13 protein-coding genes and 1 pseudogene are annotated in these 19,310 nt (G+C 61.2%); 5 read left to right on the forward strand and 9 right to left on the reverse strand.

Going from position 1 to position 19,310, the window contains the following annotated elements:
- From E7813_RS23345 to E7813_RS23365, 5 genes are all read right to left on the reverse strand, one after another.
- Positions 1 to 1,308, reverse strand: a 1,308-nt coding sequence (locus E7813_RS23345) for an arylsulfatase (RefSeq protein ID WP_363331213.1), incomplete at its 3' end; no start/stop codon positions are given.
- Between the two features lie 24 nt (positions 1,309 to 1,332).
- On the reverse strand, positions 1,333 to 2,388 hold the full coding sequence (locus tag E7813_RS23350) for an ABC transporter ATP-binding protein (protein ID WP_291577646.1): 1,056 nt from the start codon (positions 2,386 to 2,388) through the stop codon (positions 1,333 to 1,335).
- The gene (locus E7813_RS23355; protein WP_291577647.1) at positions 2,385 to 3,224 is read right to left on the reverse strand and encodes a carbohydrate ABC transporter permease; all 840 of its coding nucleotides are present in this window, start codon (positions 3,222 to 3,224) and stop codon (positions 2,385 to 2,387) included. The genes E7813_RS23350 and E7813_RS23355 overlap by 4 nt, the downstream gene beginning before the upstream one ends.
- Positions 3,221 to 4,099 carry a sugar ABC transporter permease gene (locus E7813_RS23360; protein ID WP_291577648.1) on the reverse strand — a complete coding sequence of 293 codons (879 nt, stop codon included), beginning with the start codon at positions 4,097 to 4,099 and terminating at the stop codon, positions 3,221 to 3,223. Before E7813_RS23360 ends, E7813_RS23355 begins: the two co-directional genes overlap by 4 nt.
- Before the next feature lie 71 nt (positions 4,100 to 4,170).
- Positions 4,171 to 5,592 (reverse strand): sugar ABC transporter substrate-binding protein, encoded by a 1,422-nt coding sequence (locus E7813_RS23365; RefSeq protein WP_291577649.1) that lies wholly within the window; start codon positions 5,590 to 5,592, stop codon positions 4,171 to 4,173.
- Between the two features lie 236 nt (positions 5,593 to 5,828).
- On the opposite strand from E7813_RS23365, the gene E7813_RS23370 reads away from it, so the two are divergent.
- From E7813_RS23370 to E7813_RS23380, 3 genes and pseudogenes are all read left to right on the forward strand, one after another.
- Positions 5,829 to 6,890 (forward strand): LacI family DNA-binding transcriptional regulator, encoded by a 1,062-nt coding sequence (locus E7813_RS23370; RefSeq protein ID WP_291577650.1) that lies wholly within the window; start codon positions 5,829 to 5,831, stop codon positions 6,888 to 6,890.
- A 15-nt stretch (positions 6,891 to 6,905) separates the two neighbouring features.
- A pseudogene (locus tag E7813_RS23375) lies at positions 6,906 to 7,391 on the forward strand (NAD(P)-dependent oxidoreductase); the annotation flags it as partial.
- A complete protein-coding gene (locus tag E7813_RS23380; RefSeq protein ID WP_291577677.1) occupies positions 7,377 to 7,826 on the forward strand; it encodes an NAD-binding protein in 450 nt (149 codons plus the stop codon). The pseudogene E7813_RS23375 and the gene E7813_RS23380, both read left to right, overlap by 15 nt.
- Positions 7,827 to 7,842: 16 nt before the next feature.
- Here E7813_RS23380 and E7813_RS23385 read toward each other — a convergent pair whose 3' ends face one another.
- From E7813_RS23385 to E7813_RS23400, 4 genes are read right to left on the reverse strand one after another with little or no spacing between them, the layout of a single operon-like run.
- Complete coding sequence (locus E7813_RS23385) at positions 7,843 to 9,282, reverse strand: efflux transporter outer membrane subunit (RefSeq protein ID WP_291577651.1); 1,440 nt, start codon at positions 9,280 to 9,282, stop codon at positions 7,843 to 7,845.
- Between the two features lie 12 nt (positions 9,283 to 9,294).
- On the reverse strand, positions 9,295 to 12,582 hold the full coding sequence (locus E7813_RS23390) for an efflux RND transporter permease subunit (protein WP_291577652.1): 3,288 nt from the start codon (positions 12,580 to 12,582) through the stop codon (positions 9,295 to 9,297).
- Between the two features lie 3 nt (positions 12,583 to 12,585).
- Positions 12,586 to 15,693, reverse strand: a complete 3,108-nt coding sequence (locus E7813_RS23395) for an MdtB/MuxB family multidrug efflux RND transporter permease subunit (protein ID WP_291577653.1) — start codon at positions 15,691 to 15,693, stop codon at positions 12,586 to 12,588.
- Entirely contained in the window at positions 15,690 to 17,039 is a 1,350-nt protein-coding gene (locus tag E7813_RS23400; protein ID WP_291577654.1) for an efflux RND transporter periplasmic adaptor subunit, read from the reverse strand. Before E7813_RS23400 ends, E7813_RS23395 begins: the two co-directional genes overlap by 4 nt.
- Before the next feature lie 311 nt (positions 17,040 to 17,350).
- On the opposite strand from E7813_RS23400, the gene soxC reads away from it, so the two are divergent.
- Together soxC and E7813_RS23410 are read left to right on the forward strand one after the other, a co-directional pair.
- Positions 17,351 to 18,658 (forward strand): sulfite dehydrogenase, encoded by a 1,308-nt coding sequence (gene soxC / locus E7813_RS23405; protein ID WP_291577655.1) that lies wholly within the window; start codon positions 17,351 to 17,353, stop codon positions 18,656 to 18,658.
- 25 nt (positions 18,659 to 18,683) lie between these two features.
- Positions 18,684 to 19,208, forward strand: coding sequence for a cytochrome c (locus E7813_RS23410; protein ID WP_291577656.1), 525 nt, complete (start codon positions 18,684 to 18,686; stop codon positions 19,206 to 19,208).
- Positions 19,209 to 19,310: the final 102 nt, after the last annotated feature.

Here is a 19,310-nt window from a genome sequence, read left to right on the forward strand (position 1 = left end):
GGGGTAGGTCGCGCCGGCCACTTCGACAATGGTGGCCATGATATCGGGGAGTTGGCCGGGATTGTGCCGCAACCTGCCTCTATCCTTGATGCCGCGCGGCCAGTGCACGATAAAGGGCGTGGCGATGCCGCCCTCGTGGACCCAATGCTTGTAAAGCCGGAACGGTGCATTAGACAAGTTGGCCCAAGCGGTACCGTAGCTCTGATAGGTATCTTCGCCGCCGGGCATCAGCGACCGATCGTTGCCGAAGCGCACCGGCTTGCCAGTCCTCGTTTTGGCCTTTGCAATCATCAACTGATCGACCAGTTCGCGCGCCGTCACTCCGTCCGGGATATCCTCGGCGCAGGCGCCGTTGTCGGAGAGGAAGATAATCAGGGTGTTTTCAAGCTGACCGGTTTCCTCCAATGCGGTCACGATCCGCCCGATGCCCTGATCCATGCGGTCGATCTGCGCCGCATAAACCTCCATGCAGCGCAGCGTCCATTTGCGGTTCTCCGCTTCCGTCCATGGCGGTTGCGTCGGATCGCGATCGGTCAATTGCCAGTTCGGGTGAATGATCCCGTCCTTGACGAGCCGTGCGAGCCGCCGTTCCCTCAGCCTGTCCCAGCCGGCATCGAACTTGCCCTTGTATTTGGCGATGTCTTCCTCATGCGCGTGCAGCGGCCAATGCGGCGCGGTGTAGGCGACGTATTGAAAGAACGGCGCTTCGGGGTGGTTCTGTTTGTGCTGGCGGATGTAGGCTGCAGCCTGGTCACTGATCGCATCGGTGTAGAAAAACGCCGGATCGTTCTCGGCTTCGTGTTCGATGTTGTCGTTGCCGCGCGTCAGCGTGTTCGGATTGTAGAAGCTGCCGGCACCGATGATGGTGCCGAAGAAATAATCGAAGCCGCGCTGCAACGGCCATGCATCCGTTGGCGTCGTCAGGCTGCTGGAGATGTGCCACTTGCCGCTGAGATAGGTCTTGTATTTGTTTTGCTTGAGGACTTCGGCGACGGTCACGCAGCTCTTGTTCAGGTTACCGGCATAGCCTTCCGGTCCATTGCTATAGGTGAGGATGCCGATGCCGGTCTGGTGCGGATGCAAGCCGGTCAGCAGCGAAGCGCGTGACGGACTGCAACGCGCGGTGTTGTAGAATTGCGAGTAACGCAGCCCGTTGGCGGCGAGACGGTCGAGATTGGGCGTTTCGATCTCGCCGCCATAACAGCCAATATCGGAAAACCCCATGTCATCATTGAGGATGATGAGGACATTCGGGCTTGTTGGTTCCGCTCCGTTATTCATCACTGCTTCCTGGGGTTCTATGCTCATCCGTTCTTGAAACGCATTTCGTCGTCAGTCATTGATCCGAACCCGGGTGACCGCATCGAACAAATGCACCGCAGTCGGGTCCGCCGAGAAAAAGACGGACTCTCCCTCTCGCGACGTCACCTCGGTCCCGGTCCGGGCGCGGATCGTCATTTGATCGAGGCTGAGATCCAGCAACAGGGCATCGCCCAAATTCTCGATCAGGTCGATGCGTGCCGGGATGCCTGATGGTCCGATCCGCACCGAACTTGGCCGGATACCGGCGATGACGTTTCGTTCGCCGCCGACGCGGCAACTGGTCTGCAACTCATGCGCTCCGATGCGGATCCGGCCGTCGGCATAGCTCGCCGGTATCAGGTTCATCGGCGGGCTGCCGATGAAGTTCGCGACGTCGGCCGTCGCCGGGTTGTCGAACACGAATTTCGGCGATCCGACCTGTACGATCTGCCCATCCATGAACACGGCCATTCGATCCGCGATCGTCATGGCCTCTTCCTGGTCGTGGGTGACATAGATGGTGGTTACGCCCAAAGAGCGCTGCAGCTTTTTCAATTCGCCACGCGTCTCCAGGCGAAGCTTGGCGTCGAGATTGGAGAGCGGTTCATCGAGCAGGAACAACCGGGGCTTGCGAACGATCGCCCTCGCCAGAGCACAACGCTGTTGTTGTCCGCCCGACAATTGTCCGGGTTTGCGGTCGAGCAAATGCTCGATGTGGACCTTCTTCGCCGCATCCTGGACGGCCGCATCGATTTCGCCCTTGGGCATGCCGACCATGCGCATCGGAAAGGCGATGTTCTGCCGCACATTCATGTGCGGATAGAGCGCATAGCTCTGGAATACCATGGCGACGTCGCGATCGCCCGGCTCGGTATTGGTAATGTCGGTACTGTCGAGGAAGACGCGGCCTTCGCTCGCCTCTTCAAGTCCCGCGACGATGCGCAACGTCGTGGTTTTCCCGGAACCCGACGGCCCCAACAGCGCAAAAAACTCGCCCGGCTCGATGTCGAGATCGATGCCATGCAGGGCGGTGAAGGCGCCATGCCGCTTGACAATCTTCTTGAGCGATACACGCCCGTTGCTCATCTGCGGCCGCCTCCCTTGACCGCGCCGACCGTCAAACCCTTTACGATGTGACGCTGGGCGAACAGGCCGAGCAAAATCACAGGCGCCATCGTAACGATGGCTGCAGCAGCGAGTTTCGCCCATAGCGTCTGCTCGACTGAAATGAAGTTGAACATCGCCACCGTGACTTGCCGGACGTTGTTGCCGCCGAGCACCACCGCGAACAGGAATTCGTTCCAGGCATTCAGGAATACGAAAATGACCGTCACGGCGATGCCACCGCGTACCTGCGGCAGGACGACGTAGAGAAACGCGCGCATCCGGCCGGCGCGGTCGATCAGGGCGGCTTCCTCCATCTCGCGCGGAATGTCCTCGAAGTAGGAGACCAGCAGCCAGATCGCGAACGGAAGCGAGAACGTCAGATAGATCAGGGTCATGCCCTTGTAGCTGTCGAGCCAGCCGATCTTCTGCAAAAACAGGAAGTAGGGGATGATCAATCCCACCGGCGGAAGCATCTGGGTCGCAAGGATGTAAAACCCGCCGGCGCGCTTGCCTGGCAGGTTGAGCCGGGCCAGCGCATAGGCAGCGGGTATCGCCAGCAGCATCGTGAGAACGGTCGTGAACGTCGCCACCACAAAACTCGAGATCAGGTTGGGCAGGATCGTGGTCGCGCCAAACAGAACGTCGCGATAGTTACCCAGCGTCGGGGTAAATATCAGCGTGGGAGGATAGGCCAGCACATCGCGCTCGCTCTTGAAGGATGTGAGCAGCGCCCAGAGCACCGGAAACGTCCACAACGTCAGGAAAACGCCGGCGACGCCGAGCAGGCTTGCCGTGGCGATGCCGCTCCGTTTCATCGCGCAGTCCTCAAACGAAACATCGAATAGGACACCAGCAGCGTCACGGCCAGCAGCACCATGGCGAGCGCCGCGCCGTATCCGAAGTTCAGCTCGGTGAACGAAGTCCGGTAGGTGTAGAGGTTGAGGATTTCGGTGGCGGAGCCGGGACCGCCGCCGGTGGCGGCGAAAATCGCCGCAAAGGCCGACAGCGCCACCATCATCCGCATGATGACGACGATGACGAGCGCCGGGCGGATCAGGGGCAGGGTGATGTACCAGAAGCGCTGGACGCTGCTTGCCCGATCGATGCGCGCCGCCTCAAAAATATCGGGCGGAAGGGACGACAGGCTGGCCAGGATCACCAGAAACGCGAATGGCGTCCACTGCCAGGTATGGATCACGATCACGGAAGCCAGCGCCAGGTTGGGGTCGCCGAGCCAGTCATGCGACCCAAATCCCAGTGCGCGCATGACAAAGTCGAGTACGCCGAAATCCGGCGCCAGAACCAGCGTCCGCCAGAACAGGCCGACGACGACGGGTGCCAGCACGATCGGAATGATTGCGGCCACGCGAAGAATGCCCTGGCCGCGCGGGATCTGCAGCACCAGCAGCGCCAGTCCGAGACCGATCAGCATCTGCAACACGACTGTGGTGCCGGTGTAGATGACCGTGAGCTCGAGTGAATTCCAGAAGCGGGGGTCGCCCAGCATCTTGCTGTAGTTATCGGCGCCGGCAAATCCCTTGATCCACGGTGACGTCAGATCGACACGATTGACGCTGGTCCACGCCAGGTAAATCAGCGGCACCGTAGTGGTGACGAGAAGCACCAGGAATGCCGGCAGGAACAGGTAGATCGCAAATCGTCGCTCGCGTGCGGCAACCGGGGTCTGCATTGGAACGTAAATTCCATCTATACGGTGAAGCAGCGTGCGAGGCGAGAAACGCTTCGCACGCCGGTCCGGACTTAGCCCTTCATGATCGCATCGATCCGCGCCTGGGCCTCGTCGAGCGCCTCCTTGGACTTCTTTTGTCCGACCAGAGCCGCTTGAATTCCCGTCGCCATGGCTTCGCCGAGTGCGGGCCATTGCGGCACGCGCGGACGCCAATCGACATCGGTATCCAGTTCGAGCGACTGCAGCGATGCTTCGCCGAAATTATAGCCGCTGGCGTCCAGCAGCTTGCCGAATTCCGGCGATTTCCAGATCGAAAGCCGGTTAAGTCCCGATCGCTTCACCGGGCCGGCGAACTTCCATGAGGTTCGCGCCTGCGTCTCCGCAGCCGCGGCCCAGGAAATGAACATCCATGTCGCTTGTTTGGCTTTAGGGCTGAGCGCGGCATTGATCGGGAAACCCCAGTTCCAGATCGAGGTCACGCGTTTGCCGGCCGGTCCCTTGGGCCAGCGTGCAAACCCGATCTTGCCGATCACTTTCGATTTCTCGGAATTGTTGAGCACCGCTGCCGAGGAATGCGCATCGATGTAGGCGCCGAGGGTGCCTTGCGCGAAGGCGTCGGCGATGTCGGGCCAGTTCCAGTTGCGCACCGCTTGCGGTGCATATTTCGTCAGCGTGTCGACATACCAGTCGAGCGAATCCGTCGCCTCTTTGCTGTTCACCTGGATTTTATCGCCGGACATCCAGTTGCCGCCGTAGCTGCGGAAGATCGATGGATAGATGTACATATTCTGGCCGGCGCCTGCGAAACCGCGCAGGGCTGCTCCCCACAGCCGGTTCGACGGATCGTGCAACGCCTTGGCGTTCTCGACGAACTGCTCGAGGGTCTCCGCGGGCTTCAGGCCCTTCGCGTCATAGAGATCCTTGCGATAGACCTGGACCGTCATCTCACCGTCATAGGGAATGGCGTAGGGCTTGCCATCGACCGTATTGGCGTCCCGCCATGCCTTGTGAATGTCGTTGTACTGAAACCACGAGGGATCGGTCAGCGAGGTGTCGTTCAGATAGGTATCGAGCGGCTCGACCCATTTGTTGACGGCATAGAGCGGATAATACATGCAGTCGGTCGCGACGGTGGCGTAGGTGCCGGTCTTGGATGAAAGATCGAGCATTGCCTTTTGCCGGACCTGGCCGGGCGGGATCTTCTCGAAACGCACTTTGATTCCGGTGAGCGCCTCGAACTCCTGCGAAAGGCTGACCAGGTTATCGAAGTAGCCCGCCGGGATGACGCCGACGGTGATCTGCTCGCCCTCCGCCTGCCGCCAGTTGATTTTCGCGGAAGTGTAAGCGCCGAGGTCGGCGGCCTGGGCGCGCGCCGTCCGGATCAGATAGGGTGCTGCGACCGCGCCGACGCCGAGGACAGCTGCCGTGCGCAACACGTCGCGCCGGCCGTGGTTGATCTGTTCGGTTTTCGTGTGCTTGTCGCGATCTGTCATCTGACGCCCCTACCTTTGGATTAACCGATACGCTTGGGTCTAACGCGCGACGCCCGTGGGCGCACATCCCCGTGTTGGATCTGGACTTGCCAAAGGCAAGCCTCATATGTAATCGTTTACATCAAGCTACTTGTCGATAAAAATGGCGTCAAGCCCTTCCTTTTGGCTAACCGCCTTGAGAATTCGCGCTTGGATTGAGCAATCTGTAATCGGTTACATCAGTGACGGCTTCCGCCTTGAAGACACGTTCACGTTCACGATCCGACAAGCCGAACCGGCCGGCCACGGTCCTCAAGGACGTTGCCCGGCTTGCCGGCGTATCGTCGGCAACGGTTTCGCGCGCGCTCAATGCGCCGAATTTGCTCGATGTCGCGACGCTGACCCGGGTTCAGGACGCCGTACGCAAGCTGCGCTATGTGCCGAACGGTCAGGCCCGCGCGCTTCGCAGCCAACGCAGCTTTACGATTGGCGCCATCGTTCCATCGTTCGATTATGCGCTCTACGCAAGAGCGACCAGTTCGCTAGAGCGCGAGATCGAGCCGCGCGGCTATGCGTTGATTCTCGCGTCCAACCACTACGATCTGAAGACCGAACTGCGGTTGACGCGGGCGCTGATCGAACGCGGCGTCGACGCTTTCATGTTCGTGGGCTCCGACCACGACCCGGAACTGTTCGTGCTGCTCAAGGAATTCGGGCGTCCTTACGTCCTGACCTGGGGCATCGATCGATCAGGCCAGCATCCGAGCATCGGCTTTGACAGTCAGGCCGCCACCCGGACCATGACCGAACATCTGATCCGGTTGGGCCATCGCGAATTCGGTTTGATCAGCGCGCCGCATGAAGGCAACGATCGCGCCAGGGAGCGCAGCGCCGGGGTGAGGGAGGCCCTGCGCGCGCACGGGCTCGATCTCAAGGACAGCCATGTCCAGTACGCCCCGATTGCGCTGTCCGCCGGGACGCTGGCGATGGAAAAGCTTCTCGCGCTGCGCGATCGGCCGACCGCGGTGGTGGCGACCAACGACGTCGTCGCGGTCGGTGCATTGATGGCCTGCCGCAAGGCAGGGGTCGGCGTGCCCGGCGAAATCTCGATTACCGGCGTCGACAACACCGATCTTGGCGCGACCCAGACACCGGCATTGACGAGCATCCAGACCCCGATCATGGAAGTGGGCCGGCTCGCGGCCAACTATCTCACCGCGCGGCTCGAAGGGACCGACGTCGAATTCCAGGGCGAATTACCCTTCGAGATCGTTCTGCGCGACAGCACCGGACCGGCTCCGTCGGCGGGTTCGGCTTAACAGCGTTTTCGGCAACAGGAGTATCATATGGATCGTATCGGCTTCGTCGGACTGGGACGCATGGGCAAGGGCATGGCCTCGAACCTCCAGAAAAAAGGCTTTGCCTTGACGGTGTTCGACCTTCAGGAAGCCCCGCTTGCCGATCTTGAGAAGCTCGGCGCCAGGCGCGCCAGGTCGTTTGCCGAACTGGTGCAAAACTCAGATGTGGTTCTCACGGTGCTCCCGGGTTCTCCGGAGATCGAAGCGGCCGTACTCGGGGCCGACGGGATTTTGGCGCACGGCCGGCCCGGGCTCCTGTTGATGGACTTGAGTACGGTCGATCCCGTCACGACCGACAGGCTTTCGGCGGCACTGGCGGCCAAGGGGATGAGCATGGTCGATTCCCCGATCGGCCGGCTGGCGTCTCACGCCGACCGAGGCGAATCCCTGTTCATGGTCGGTGCGTCGGACGCCGACTTCAACCGTGTCAAACCTTTGCTGCAGGCGATGGGGACGGTGATCCACCACTGCGGCAAGGTCGGCAACGGCATACGCACCAAGCTGGTCAACAACTATCTGTCGGTGGTCTCCTGCCAGATGAATGCCGAGGTGCTGACGTTGGCCAATGCCTATGGCCTCGATCTCGAGACCACGCTCGACGTGATTCATGGAACGTCAGCCACCAACGGCCAGCTCAAGCTCAATTTTGCGACCAAGGTTCTGGTCGGGGATACCGAAGCGGGATTCACCGTCGATCTCGCGCACAAGGATCTGACCCTGATCGTGAACTCGGCCAATGCGAACAAAGTCGCATTGCCGATCGCGGCCGTGGCGCGGGAATCATTGAGTCTCGCGCGCTCGACGCCCTATCACGCCCTGGATTTCTCGGCGTTGCTGGATTTCTGGTGCGAAAGGGCTGGTCTGAAGAAGGTGCGCTTCAAGACTCAAAGACAGTGAGGAAGAGGGAATTACTTTACGGCTGCACCGCGGCCAGCGTCCCTTGCGGCGTCCATCCGCCGCCAAGCGCCTGGAACAGGCTGCTGGCGGCCAACAGCTTGGTCAACCGCACCTGCGCCAGCGTGTTCTCGGCGATGAGCAATGTCTGCTGCGTCTGCAGGACCGTGATGAGATTGACCGTGCCGGCGCGCAATTGCGTTTCCGATACCTCGAATGCCTTGCGGGAGTTGGCGACAGCTTCCGCTTGCAGCCGCTCCTGCAGCGTGGATTGTGAAAGCGCAACCAGCGCCTTCTCGACGTCGGCGAAGGCCGACAGCACCGCCTTGCGGTAAGCTTGCAGGTATTGCAATTGCAAGCCTTTCGCCTGCTTCAACTGGCTCTCCAGCAGGAAGCCGTCGAAGATGGGCTGGGTCAATCCGGCAGCCAGGGTGTAGTACCAGGCGCCCGGTCCGAACAGTGACGCGAGTGCAGCGCTTCGCACACCGGTTTGAGCGGTCAACTGTATCTGGGGAAAGAATGCGGCCCGCGCCGCCTCGACGCTGAAGTTCGAGGATGCGAGTTGCGCTTCAGCCTGCCGGATATCGGGCCGCTGATAGAGCAGTTCCGAAGGCATGCCCGGTGTGACGCGCGGGATGGTGATTTGCGCCATCCCGCCCCCCAATACGGTGAAATTCGCCGGCGCGCGCGCGACCAGCACCGCCAGCGCGGCAATGTTTTGTCGCAACGCGATTTCGAGCGGAGGAATTGCGGCCCGCTCGCTCGAGACCAAAGCTTCCTGTTGCGACAGGTCGAGCTGCGAGGCCGTTCCGCCTGCGAACTGTTGCTTGATGAGCGCCAGAATGCGCTGGGCCGCGGCAAGATTGCGGCGCGCAACGCGCAGTTCGTCCTGCGCGGCCAGCACCTGAAAATATGTGTCGGCGACGGTCACGATGGTCGAGAGTGTCACAACCTCACGATTGTATCGCGCCACGGTCGCGCTTTCCTCGGCCGCATAAAGTGCGGCGCGGTTTTTGCCCCAGAAATCCACCATGTAGCTCGCGGTGAGCCCGAGATTGTATTGCGACACCGGCCTTAGGCCGGGATCCTTGATCAACTCGGCCGTTGCCGTTCCCGTCACCGACGGCAACAAAGGTGCGCCGGCTATTCCCGCCTGCGCGTCGGCCTGAACGATCTGGGCGATGGCGACCGCGATATCGAGGTTGTAGATCTGCGCATCTTCCATCAGGCCGGTCAGTTCGGCGGACCGAAAACCGCGCCACCAGTCCAAGGCCGGAACGGCGGCATCGGGCGAGCGCTGCGATCCCTCGCGATAGTGGCTCGGAACCTCCAGACTGAGTTCGGGCTTTTCGGTTCCAAGAATGCAGCCGGACAACACCGGACTGAGCGAGAGCGCGGCGAGAGCCGCGGCGAGACGGAACCTGCCGCCTGATCTCGCGAGTTGGACCGTCGTTGACACGCTTCCTGACATTTATTCGCCCGGTTGTAGCGTGGCGTCGGGCGCCAGCGGTGCCGTACCGCCGCCCCTGAGACGTTGGCTCCATGAACGGAACCGATCCATATACAAATAGATGACCGGCGTCGAATAAAGGGTCAGCACCTGGCTGAAGACAAGGCCTCCGACGATGGCGATGCCGAGCGGCTTTCGAAGCTCGCCGCCTTCGCCCATGCCGATAGCCAGAGGAAGGGCGCCCAGCATGGCGGCCATGGTCGTCATCATGATCGGCCTGAAGCGGAGCAAGCAGGCCTCGTAGATCGCATCGAGGGGCGTAAGTCCGCGCCGTCGCTCCGCGTCGAGCGCAAAATCGATCATCATGATGGCATTCTTCTTCACGATACCGATCAGCAGAATCACGCCGATCAGCGCCATGATGCTGAATTCGGTCTGGAACGCCATCAGCGCGAGCAGCGCGCCCACACCGGCGGAAGGCAATGTGGACAGGATCGTCAGGGGATGGACGTAGCTTTCATAGAGGACGCCGAGCACGATGTAGATCGTGACCAGAGCCGCCAGAATAAGGTAGGGCTGGTTCCTGAGCGAATCCTGATAGGCCTTTGCCGTGCCCTGGAAAGTGCCGCGGATGGTGGCGGGCACGCCGATCCGGTTCATGGCGGCCTCGATCGTGGCGACGGCGGTGCTGAGCGAGACATTGGGCGGCAGATTGAAGGAAATGGTGTTGGCGACCAGCAGCCCCTGGTGATTGACCGCGAGCGGTGTTGCGCCCTGGGTAAAATGCGCGACCGCCGACAACGGAATCATGGTCTCCTTGCTTGTGGAGACCGCAGAACCGGTCGAGGCCACGCCCTTTCCTGTGGCGCCAATCGAATTGGTGGCGAGATTTCTGGCGGCTTGAACGTTGGCGGAACTGACCGCCGTCGATTTGCCCGCCACGACAGTTCCTGCCACTGCGTTCGTCGCCTGCGAGCCGCCGACCGAGCCACCCGACGTGCTGATGAAGACGTCTTTCAGCGTTTCCGGATTTTGCCAGTAGCGCGGCGCCACTTCCATGATCACGTGATATTGGTTGCGGGCCACATAGATGGTCGAAACCTGGCGCTGGCCGAACGCGTCGTAGAGCGTGTTGTCGATCTGGCTGACGGTGATGCCCAGTTGGGCGGCGGCGTCGCGATCGATCACCAGGTTGGATTCGAGCCCCTTGTTCTGCTGGTCGCTGTTGACGTCGGCGAGGTTGGGTTCGCTTTGCAGCGCCGCCGCGATCTTCGGCGTCCATTCGTTGAGTTCCTCCAGGGTAGGGCCCTGCAGGGTGTATTGATATTGCGCATTGCTGGCCCGGCCGCCGACGCGGATATCCTGTACCGCCTGCAGGAACAAGGTTGCCCCCGGAACGACCGCCATCGTGCGCCGCAGGCGCCCGATGACGCCATCGGCAGAAATCCCCCGCTCCTTGAGTGGAACCAGCGAGGCGAACACGAAGCCGGAATTGGTCTGGCCGCCGCCGGTGAACCCGACGACGGTTTCGACGGCGGGATCCTGCTTGATGATGGTGACGAACTGCGTCAGCTTCTGCTGCATCAACTGGAATGAAATGCTCTGATCGGCCTGGATGATGCCGACCACCCGCCCGGTATCCTGCTGCGGGAAAAAGCCCTTCGGGATGACGTCGTACAAATAGAAATTGAGTCCCAAGACGGTCGCGAGGATCAGCATCATGGCGCCGGGATGCTGGAGCGCTGTTGTCAGCGACCGCCGATAGAAGTTCAGCATCCGATCGAAGAAGCGCTCGGAACCCTGATAAAGCCATCCATGCTTTCGGCCGGATTCGCTGCGCAGCAGCACCGCGCACATCATCGGCGTGGTCGCAAGCGAAACGGCGAGCGAAATCACGATCGCGATCGAGATCGTCATCGCAAATTCGCGGAACAGCCGGCCGACAATACCGCCCATCAGCAGGATCGGAATGAAGACGGCAATCAGCGAGATGCTCATCGAAAGCACGGTGAAACCGACTTCGTTGGCTCCCTTGAGGGCCGCCTGCAGCGGCGACAACCCGTTCTCGATGTAACGGGTGACGTTCTCCAGCACGACAATGGCGTCGTCGACGACAAAACCAGTCGCGACCGTCAGAGCCATCAGCGAAAGATTGTCGAGACTGTACCCGATCAAATACATCGCCGCGAATGTCGCGACCAGCGACACCGATACCGCTACCACCGGGATCAGCGTGGCGCGCAGGTTTCGCAGGAAAGCGAAGACCACGATGATAACCAGCAGCACGGCGAGGATCAAACTGGCTTCGACGTCGCGCAACGAGGTGCGAATGGTGGTCGAACGGTCCACCCCCAGTCCGACGTCGATTGCAGGTGAAATCGAAGCCTTCAGTTGCGGCATCAGTCCCTTCACCAGATCGACGGTAGAGATGATGTTCGCGCCGGGCTGTCGATAGAGGATGATCAGGACCGCCGGCTTGCCGTTTGCGAGACCGGCGTTACGGAGATTCTCCACCCCGTCGGTTACCTCCCCGACATCCGACAGGTGGACTGGTGCGCCGTTTCGGTAGGCGACAATCAGCGATTGGTAGTCGGCGGCCTTCCTGGCCTGGTCGTTGGCGTAAATCTGGTAGCGTTGATCCCCGACATCGATCCCGCCCTTTGGGCTGTGCGCATTGGCGCTGGCCAGGGCGGCGCGCACGTCCTCAAGGCCGATGCCGTATTTGTAAATCGCCTGCGGGATGAGATCCACCCTTACCGCTGGCAGCGAACTGCCGCCGACCACGACTTCACCGATACCATCGACCTGCGAGAGTTTCTGCGCCAGCACGGTCGAAGCCGCGTCATACAGATCGCCGCGCGTCAGCGTGTCCGAAGTCAGGGTCAGGATCAGGATCGGCGCGTCGGCGGGATTGACCTTGCGGTAGGTCGGATTGGTTCGCAGGCTGGTGGGAAGATCGGCGCGCGCGGCGTTGATGGCGGCCTGTACATCGCGCGCGGCGCCGTTGATGTCGCGGTTAAGTCCGAACTGCAGGGTGATGCGGGCCGTTCCCACCGTGCTCGACGAGGTCATCTCGGTCACGTCGGCGATCTGCCCGAGGTGACGCTCGAGCGGGCTCGCGACGGTGGTGGCGACATCTTGCGGACTGGCACCCGGCAGGGTGGCCTGTACCGAAATCGTCGGAAAATCCACCTGCGGCAGCGGCGAGACCGGCAGTTTGAAAAACGCCACAGCCCCAGCCGCCGCAAGACCGAAGGTCAGCAACGTCGTTGCGACCGGCCGGCGAATGAAAGGGGTTGACGGGCCCATGGCTCAGTTCAACTCGTTCGCCGGGCCGGCTTCGCCCGACGGTCCGGCAAACCGTACCGCCAGGCGGTCGAACCAGAGATAGATCACAGGCGTCGTGAACAGGGTGAGCAATTGGCTGACCAGAAGACCGCCGACGATGGAAATGCCGAGCGGATGCCTTAGTTCGGAGCCCGCGCCGGTTCCGACCATCAGGGGCAACGCGCCGAGAACCGCAGCCATCGTGGTCATGAGGATGGGACGGAATCGCAGCAGGCAGGCCTGGTAGATCGCTTCCCGCGGCGATTTACCCTCGTTGCGTTCGGCGTCGAGGGCAAAGTCGATCATCATGATCGCGTTTTTCTTGACGATGCCGATCAGAAGGATGATGCCGATGATCGCGACGATCGTCAGGTCGTCGCCGGCTACCATCAACGCCAGCAGCGCGCCAATTCCGGCGGACGGCAGCGTCGAGAGGATGGTGAGCGGGTGGATGAAGCTCTCATAAAGCACGCCCAGCACGATATAGACGGTGATGATAGCCGCCAGAATCAGGAAAAGCTGGTTTGAGAGCGATGACTGAAATGCCAGTGCGGCGCCCTGAAAGCTGCTGATCACGCCGAGCGGCACGCCGATGTCGGCCTGCGCCTGTTTGATGGCCGTCACCGCCTCGCCGAGCGATGCGCCCGGCGCCAGGTTGAAGGACACCGTGGAGGACGGAAACTGTCCGAGATGCGAGACCAATAGCGGCGCGGTTTCCTCGCGCATCTTGGCCACCACGGCCAGCGGCACCGGCGTGCTGCCCACCGATGAAGGCAGATAGATCGCGGACAATGCCTCCAGCGAGGTTTGCAGGCTTGGATCGGCTTCCAGAATGACGCGATACTGGTTCGAGTTGGTGAAGACGGTAGAGACGATGCGCTGCCCGTAGGAGTCGTAGAGTGCATTGTCGATGGTCGCGGGCGTGATCCCGAAGCGGGCAGCCTGATCGCGGTCGATTTCGACGAAGACCGAAAGCCCCTGTGCCGCGATGTCGCTGGTGACATCGGCCAGTTGCGGAAGCTCCCGCAACTTGTCGACCAGTTTGGGGGTCCACTCCGCAAGCTGCACCGGGTCGGCATCCTGAAGGATAAACTGGTATTGCGTCCGGCTGACGGTGCCCTCGATCGTCAGGTCCTGGACCGGTTGCATGTAAAGCGTGATGCCTGTGAGGGACGCGATGCTGTCCTTGATGCGCTGCATCACCGCGGCGATATCGGACTTGCGCTGATCGTGCGGCTTGAGGTTGATCAGGATTCGACCGCTGTTCAGCGTGGTATTGGTTCCGTCGACGCCGATGAATGAGGAAAGGCTCTCGACGTCGGGATCCTTCAGGATGGCGCCCGCCAGCGCCTGCTGCCGCTCCGCCATCGCGGCATAGGACACCGATTGCGGCGCCTCGGATATCGCCTGGATGACGCCGGTGTCCTGAAGCGGGAAAAACCCTTTGGGAATGACGACGTAGAGCAGGGCGGTCAGCGCAAATGTACCCAGGGCGATAAGCAGCACGAATGTCTGGCGATCGAGCACCCAATTGAGCGCCTGCGCATAGACTGCGATGATCCGGTCGAACCCTTCACGGCTGTAACGCTGAAACGCGTTCTCGTGTAACTCTGTCTCGGCCTTGAGCAGCTTGGCGCAGGCCATCGGAACCAGTGTCAACGATACAACTGCGGAAATCAGGATCGTGACCGCCAGCGTGATGGCGAATTCCCGGAACAGCCGGCCGACCACGTCTCCCATAAACAGAAGCGGAATCAGCACCGCGATCAGCGAGACGGTCAGGGAGATAATGGTGAAGCCGATCTGTTCGGAGCCGCGAAGTGCCGCCTGCAGCGGCGGTTCGCCGTCTTCGATGTAGCGCGAGATGTTTTCGATCACGACGATGGCGTCGTCGACCACGAAGCCGGTGGCGATGGTCAGCGCCATCAGGGAAAGATTGTTGAGGCTGAAGCCGAACAGGTACATCGCGCCGAGCGTGCCGACCAGCGACAGCGGAACCGAGAGGCTCGGAATCAGCGTCGCCCGCGTGCTGCGCAGGAACACAAAGATCACCAGCACCACCAGGATCACGGCGAGCGTCAGTTCATATTCCACATCCTGCACCGAGGCGCGAATGGTCACTGTCCGGTCGGTAAGAATGTTGAGGTCGATCGCGGCGGGCAACGTCGCCTGCAGTTGAGGCAACAGCACCTTGATTCCCTCGACCACCGAAATGACGTTGGCGCCGGGCTGGCGCTGAATGTTCAGGATGATGGCCGGCGTCTCGTTCATCCAGGCGCCGAGCTTGTCGTTCTGGGCTCCGTCGACGACGTCGCCGACGTCGCTGAGCCGGACCGGCGAGCCGTTCTTGTAGGCGACGATCAACGATCGATAGTCGGCGGCATTTCTGATCTGGTCGTTGGCGTTGATGGTGTAGGCGCGCATGTTGCCATCGAAATTTCCTTTGGGTGTATTGACGTTGGCGGTGCTGAGGGTGGTGCGAAGATCGTCAATATTGAGTCCGTAGGCGGCGAGTTTGCGGATATCGGCGCGAATCCGCACCGCAGGCCTTTGGCCGCCGCTGATGCTCACCAGTCCGACACCCGGAAGCTGGGAGATCTTTTGCGCCAGACGCGTATCCACGAAATCTTCCACCTGCGTCAGCGGCATGGTTTTCGACGTCAGCCCCAGCGTCAGGATCGGTGCATCGGCCGGGTTGACCTTGGCGTAAATCGGCGGCGCCGGAAGATCGGAAGGCAGCAGGTTGCCGGAGGCATTGATGGCGGCCTGCACCTCCTGCTCGGCGACATCGAGGGAAATGCTGAGGCCGAACTGCAGCGTGATGACGGACGCGCCGGCCGAGCTCACCGAGCTCATCTGGTTGAGATTCGGCATCTGGCCGAACTGCACCTCCAGAGGAGCGGTGACCGACGACGTCATGACGTCGGGACTGGCGCCGGGATAGAAGGTCTGCACCTGGATGGTCGGGTAATCCACTTCCGGCAAGGCTGCGACCGGCAGGAATTTGAACGCTAGCATGCCGGACAGCATGATCGCGATCATCAGCAAGGTGGTTGCCACCGGCCGCAGAATGAACGGCTGCGACGGACTCATTGTTGCTGCCCGCTATCCGAACGCTTCTTTTTACCGCCCGATTTGTCGGTAACCGGGGCCGGAGTATCCGGTGTTGCGGTAGTAGCCTCAGCCCGCAGGTTGATCTTGGCGCCGTCGCGCAGCTTGTCGGCTCCGTCGATCACAACGCGATCGCCCGGCGCGATCCCTGACAGAACCTCGACACGGTTGCCATCGGTGACGCCAAGCCTGACCGGACGGACCGACACGGTGCTGTCCGTGTTGATGAGATAGACGAAGGTACCGGGTACGCCGCGCTGGATGCCCGCCGTCGTCATCGTGGTGACGTCCTTGTGGGTGTCGAGCAGCAGCCGGATGTTTACGAACTGGTTTGGATAGAGCGCTCTCGTTTCATTCGGGAACTGCGCCCGCAGCTTGATCGTGCCCGTAGTCGGATCGATCTGGCTGTCGAAGGTTTGCAGCGTTCCGTCGGCGATCTTGTTGGCGCCGCTGCGGTCATAGGCGGCTGCGGGCAGCACGGCTCCGGCCTGGAGCCGCTTCGAAATGGCCTGCAGATTATCTTCCGGCACCGTGAAGAGCACGCTGATCGGCTGCAGTTGCGTGATTACGACGAGACCGTTGGTGTCGCCCGGCGTTACATAGTTGCCTTGATCGACCTGACGCAATCCGACGCGGCCGTCGAGCGGTGACAGAATGCGGCAATATTGCAGGTTCACCTCGGCGGATTTGACCGCAGCGCGGTCGGCCTCGACTGTGCCCTGGTCCTGCGCCACCAAGGCGACCTGCGTGTCCAGTGTCTGACGCGCCACGGCATTCTGCGCTGCGAGACCCTGGTAGCGCGTCAGATCGACTTGAGCGCCTTTCAGCATTGCTTCGTCGCGGGCCAATTGCCCCCTCGCCTGCGCCAGGGTGGCTTCGTAGGGCCGGGAATCGATTTCCGCGAGCAGGTCGCCCTTCTTGACGTCGTCGCCTTCCTTGAAATCGATCTTTTGCAAATAGCCGCTAATCTGGGTCCTGATAGTCACAGTGGCCAGAGAAGTTACTGTGCCGAGCGCGTTGAGGTTGATCCCGATGTCCCCTTTGGCGACAGTCTCGGGCACGATCGACATCGGCGCCGCGTTGCGACCGCCGCCGGCTTGCTGCGGCGCGCCGCCCTGCTTGCTCCACCAGACGATGCCGGCCACAACCAGCAAAGCCAGTACGGCGATCGAGGCGAGGCGCCAGCGCGACGGAGGCTGGATGACCTGCGAAGGTCCGGTTGAAGGAGCTTGCTGGAGAGGTTTTACGGGTTGGTTCATGAACCTGACATCGGAGAGCTCTTGGACACCCGGATAATCGTACAGGAACAGCGTTGCAGGCGATTTCAACGCTGTTCCGCGACTTGCTGTTTGGCTGCCTTTCGAGCGTCTCAGACGGCCGGCCGCATTTGAGCGATTCCGTCCGATGTTGTCGCATTAACAATCGGAAAGATAGCGCTCCCGGCATGGATAAAAGCCGCCAACCGACCGGCATTTTATCCATGGAACCACCGGGATCAAAGGTTCATTTTGAACCGATCCTCGGGTATTAATCAGCGTCCATAAGCGCTCCCCGGACGTGCGGCGATTGCCGCCATGCATGAGCCGGGAAGACTGTGATCTTCGACCGATGACCGATGTGAAGAACAGCGGAGGACCAGATGGCAACCAGATCGACAACAGGAGCGGACGGTGCGCCTCGGACGAAGCGCAGGTTGTCGCGCCGGCAAATATTGGGTGAGGGTAGCGCCCTGCTGGCCGGCGCGTTGGTGAGCGGTGCCGCAACGGAGCCAGCACATGCCGAGGCGGTGACCGCCAACTCCGGCAATGTACCGCCTAACGTCCCCGAATGGATGAAGACTCCCGGCGATCCCATGGGAAGCCAGCTTTATGGAACGCCTTCGCCGTTCGAAAAGAACGTTGTCAAAAATATTCCGAAAAACCTGCCGCAATACATCTCCGCCTCGGGGCGGACGCCGCTGCAGGATCTCGATGGCATCATTACGCCGAACGGGCTGTTCTATGAACGTCATCACGGCGGGGTGCCCACCATCGACCCGGAACAACATCGGCTGATGCTGCATGGATTGGTCGACAGGCCCCTGATCTTCACCATGGACGACATCCGCCGCTTTCCATCGCAATCGCGGATTCACTTTCTCGAATGTTCCGGCAACCCGGTCTATACCAAGCCTTACGGCAAGACCGCCTCCGACCTTGTCGGGTTGTTGAGTTGCGCCGAATGGACCGGCGTCAGCCTCAAACTGGTGCTGCAGGAAGCCGGACTGCGTCCCGAAGCCAAGTGGATCGTGGCCGAGGGCGCAGACGCGGCGGCGCTGACCCGCAGCATTCCGATCGAAAAATGTCTTGAAGACGCCATGCTGGTATACAGCCAGAACGGCGAGCGGTTGCGCCCGCAACAAGGATATCCGTTGCGACTGCTGCTGCCCGGCTTCGAAGGCAACATGAACGTGAAATGGTTGCGCCGCCTCAAGGCCGTGACGGAGCCGGCCTATTCGCGCGAGGAAACATCGAAATACACCGATCTGATGCCGGACGGCAAAGCGCGGGAATTCACTTTCTACATGGAAGCCAAATCCATCATCACCCGGCCGTCGGGCGGGCAGAAGCTCGGCGGTCCCGGTTTTCACGAAATTACCGGCATTGCCTGGAGCGGGCATGGCAAGATCAAGCGCGTCGACGTCTCGGTCGACGGTGGCAAAAACTGGCAAGCCGCTGAGTTGCAGGAACCGGTGCTGACGCGCGCTTTGACCCGGTTTCGCCTGCCGTGGCAATGGGACGGTCAGCCGGCCGTGATCCAAAGCCGCGCGATCGATGAGACCGACTACGTGCAGCCGACATTTTCGGAGCTGTTGACGGTCCGCGGCGAGAATTCCTTCTACCACAACAACGCCATTCAGCCGTGGCGCATCGATGCGCAAGGGCAGGTGACCAATGCGAACGCGTAAGTTCGGTTTGGCGATACTCACCGTGATGGCGCTTGGGCTGGCCGCGCAGGTTCGGGCACAGGGCCACTACGGTATCGGGCGAGCCGCGACGGAAGCAGAAATTGCGGGCTGGAATATCGATATCGATCGCAACGGTGCCAACCTTCCGGAAGGAAGCGGCAGCGTCAGTCATGGCCGCGAAGTGTTCGACCAGCAATGCGCGGCTTGCCACGGCGCGAAAGGCGAGGGCGGCGTGGGTGATCGCCTTGTCGGCGGGCAGGGCACGATTGCGACGGCCAAACCGATCAAGACGGTCGGTAGCTACTGGCCCCACGCGCCGACACTGTTCGACTATATTCGTCGCGCGATGCCGCAGAATGCGCCGCAGTCCCTTAGCAACGAAGACGTTTACGCGGTCTCAGCCTATATCCTCAATCTGAATGGACTGCTGCCCGCCGATGCCACGCTCGATGCAAAATCGCTCGCCGCCATCAAGATGCCGAATAGGAACATGTTCGTCGGCGATCCGCGTCCCGACGTTAAAAATCCGGCATGCGTGACAGGCTGTTGAAGCCAACAGTCTCCGCGTGCGCCCGCGGCGCAGTGAACAGAAACCGGGCGACCGCAACTAAAACAGGCAGCAAGCGGGCCAAGGTGATTCCGACGGCCCCGG

Source organism: Bradyrhizobium sp., assembly GCF_004799405.1.
In the GTDB taxonomy this organism is placed as follows: domain Bacteria; phylum Pseudomonadota; class Alphaproteobacteria; order Rhizobiales; family Xanthobacteraceae; genus Bradyrhizobium.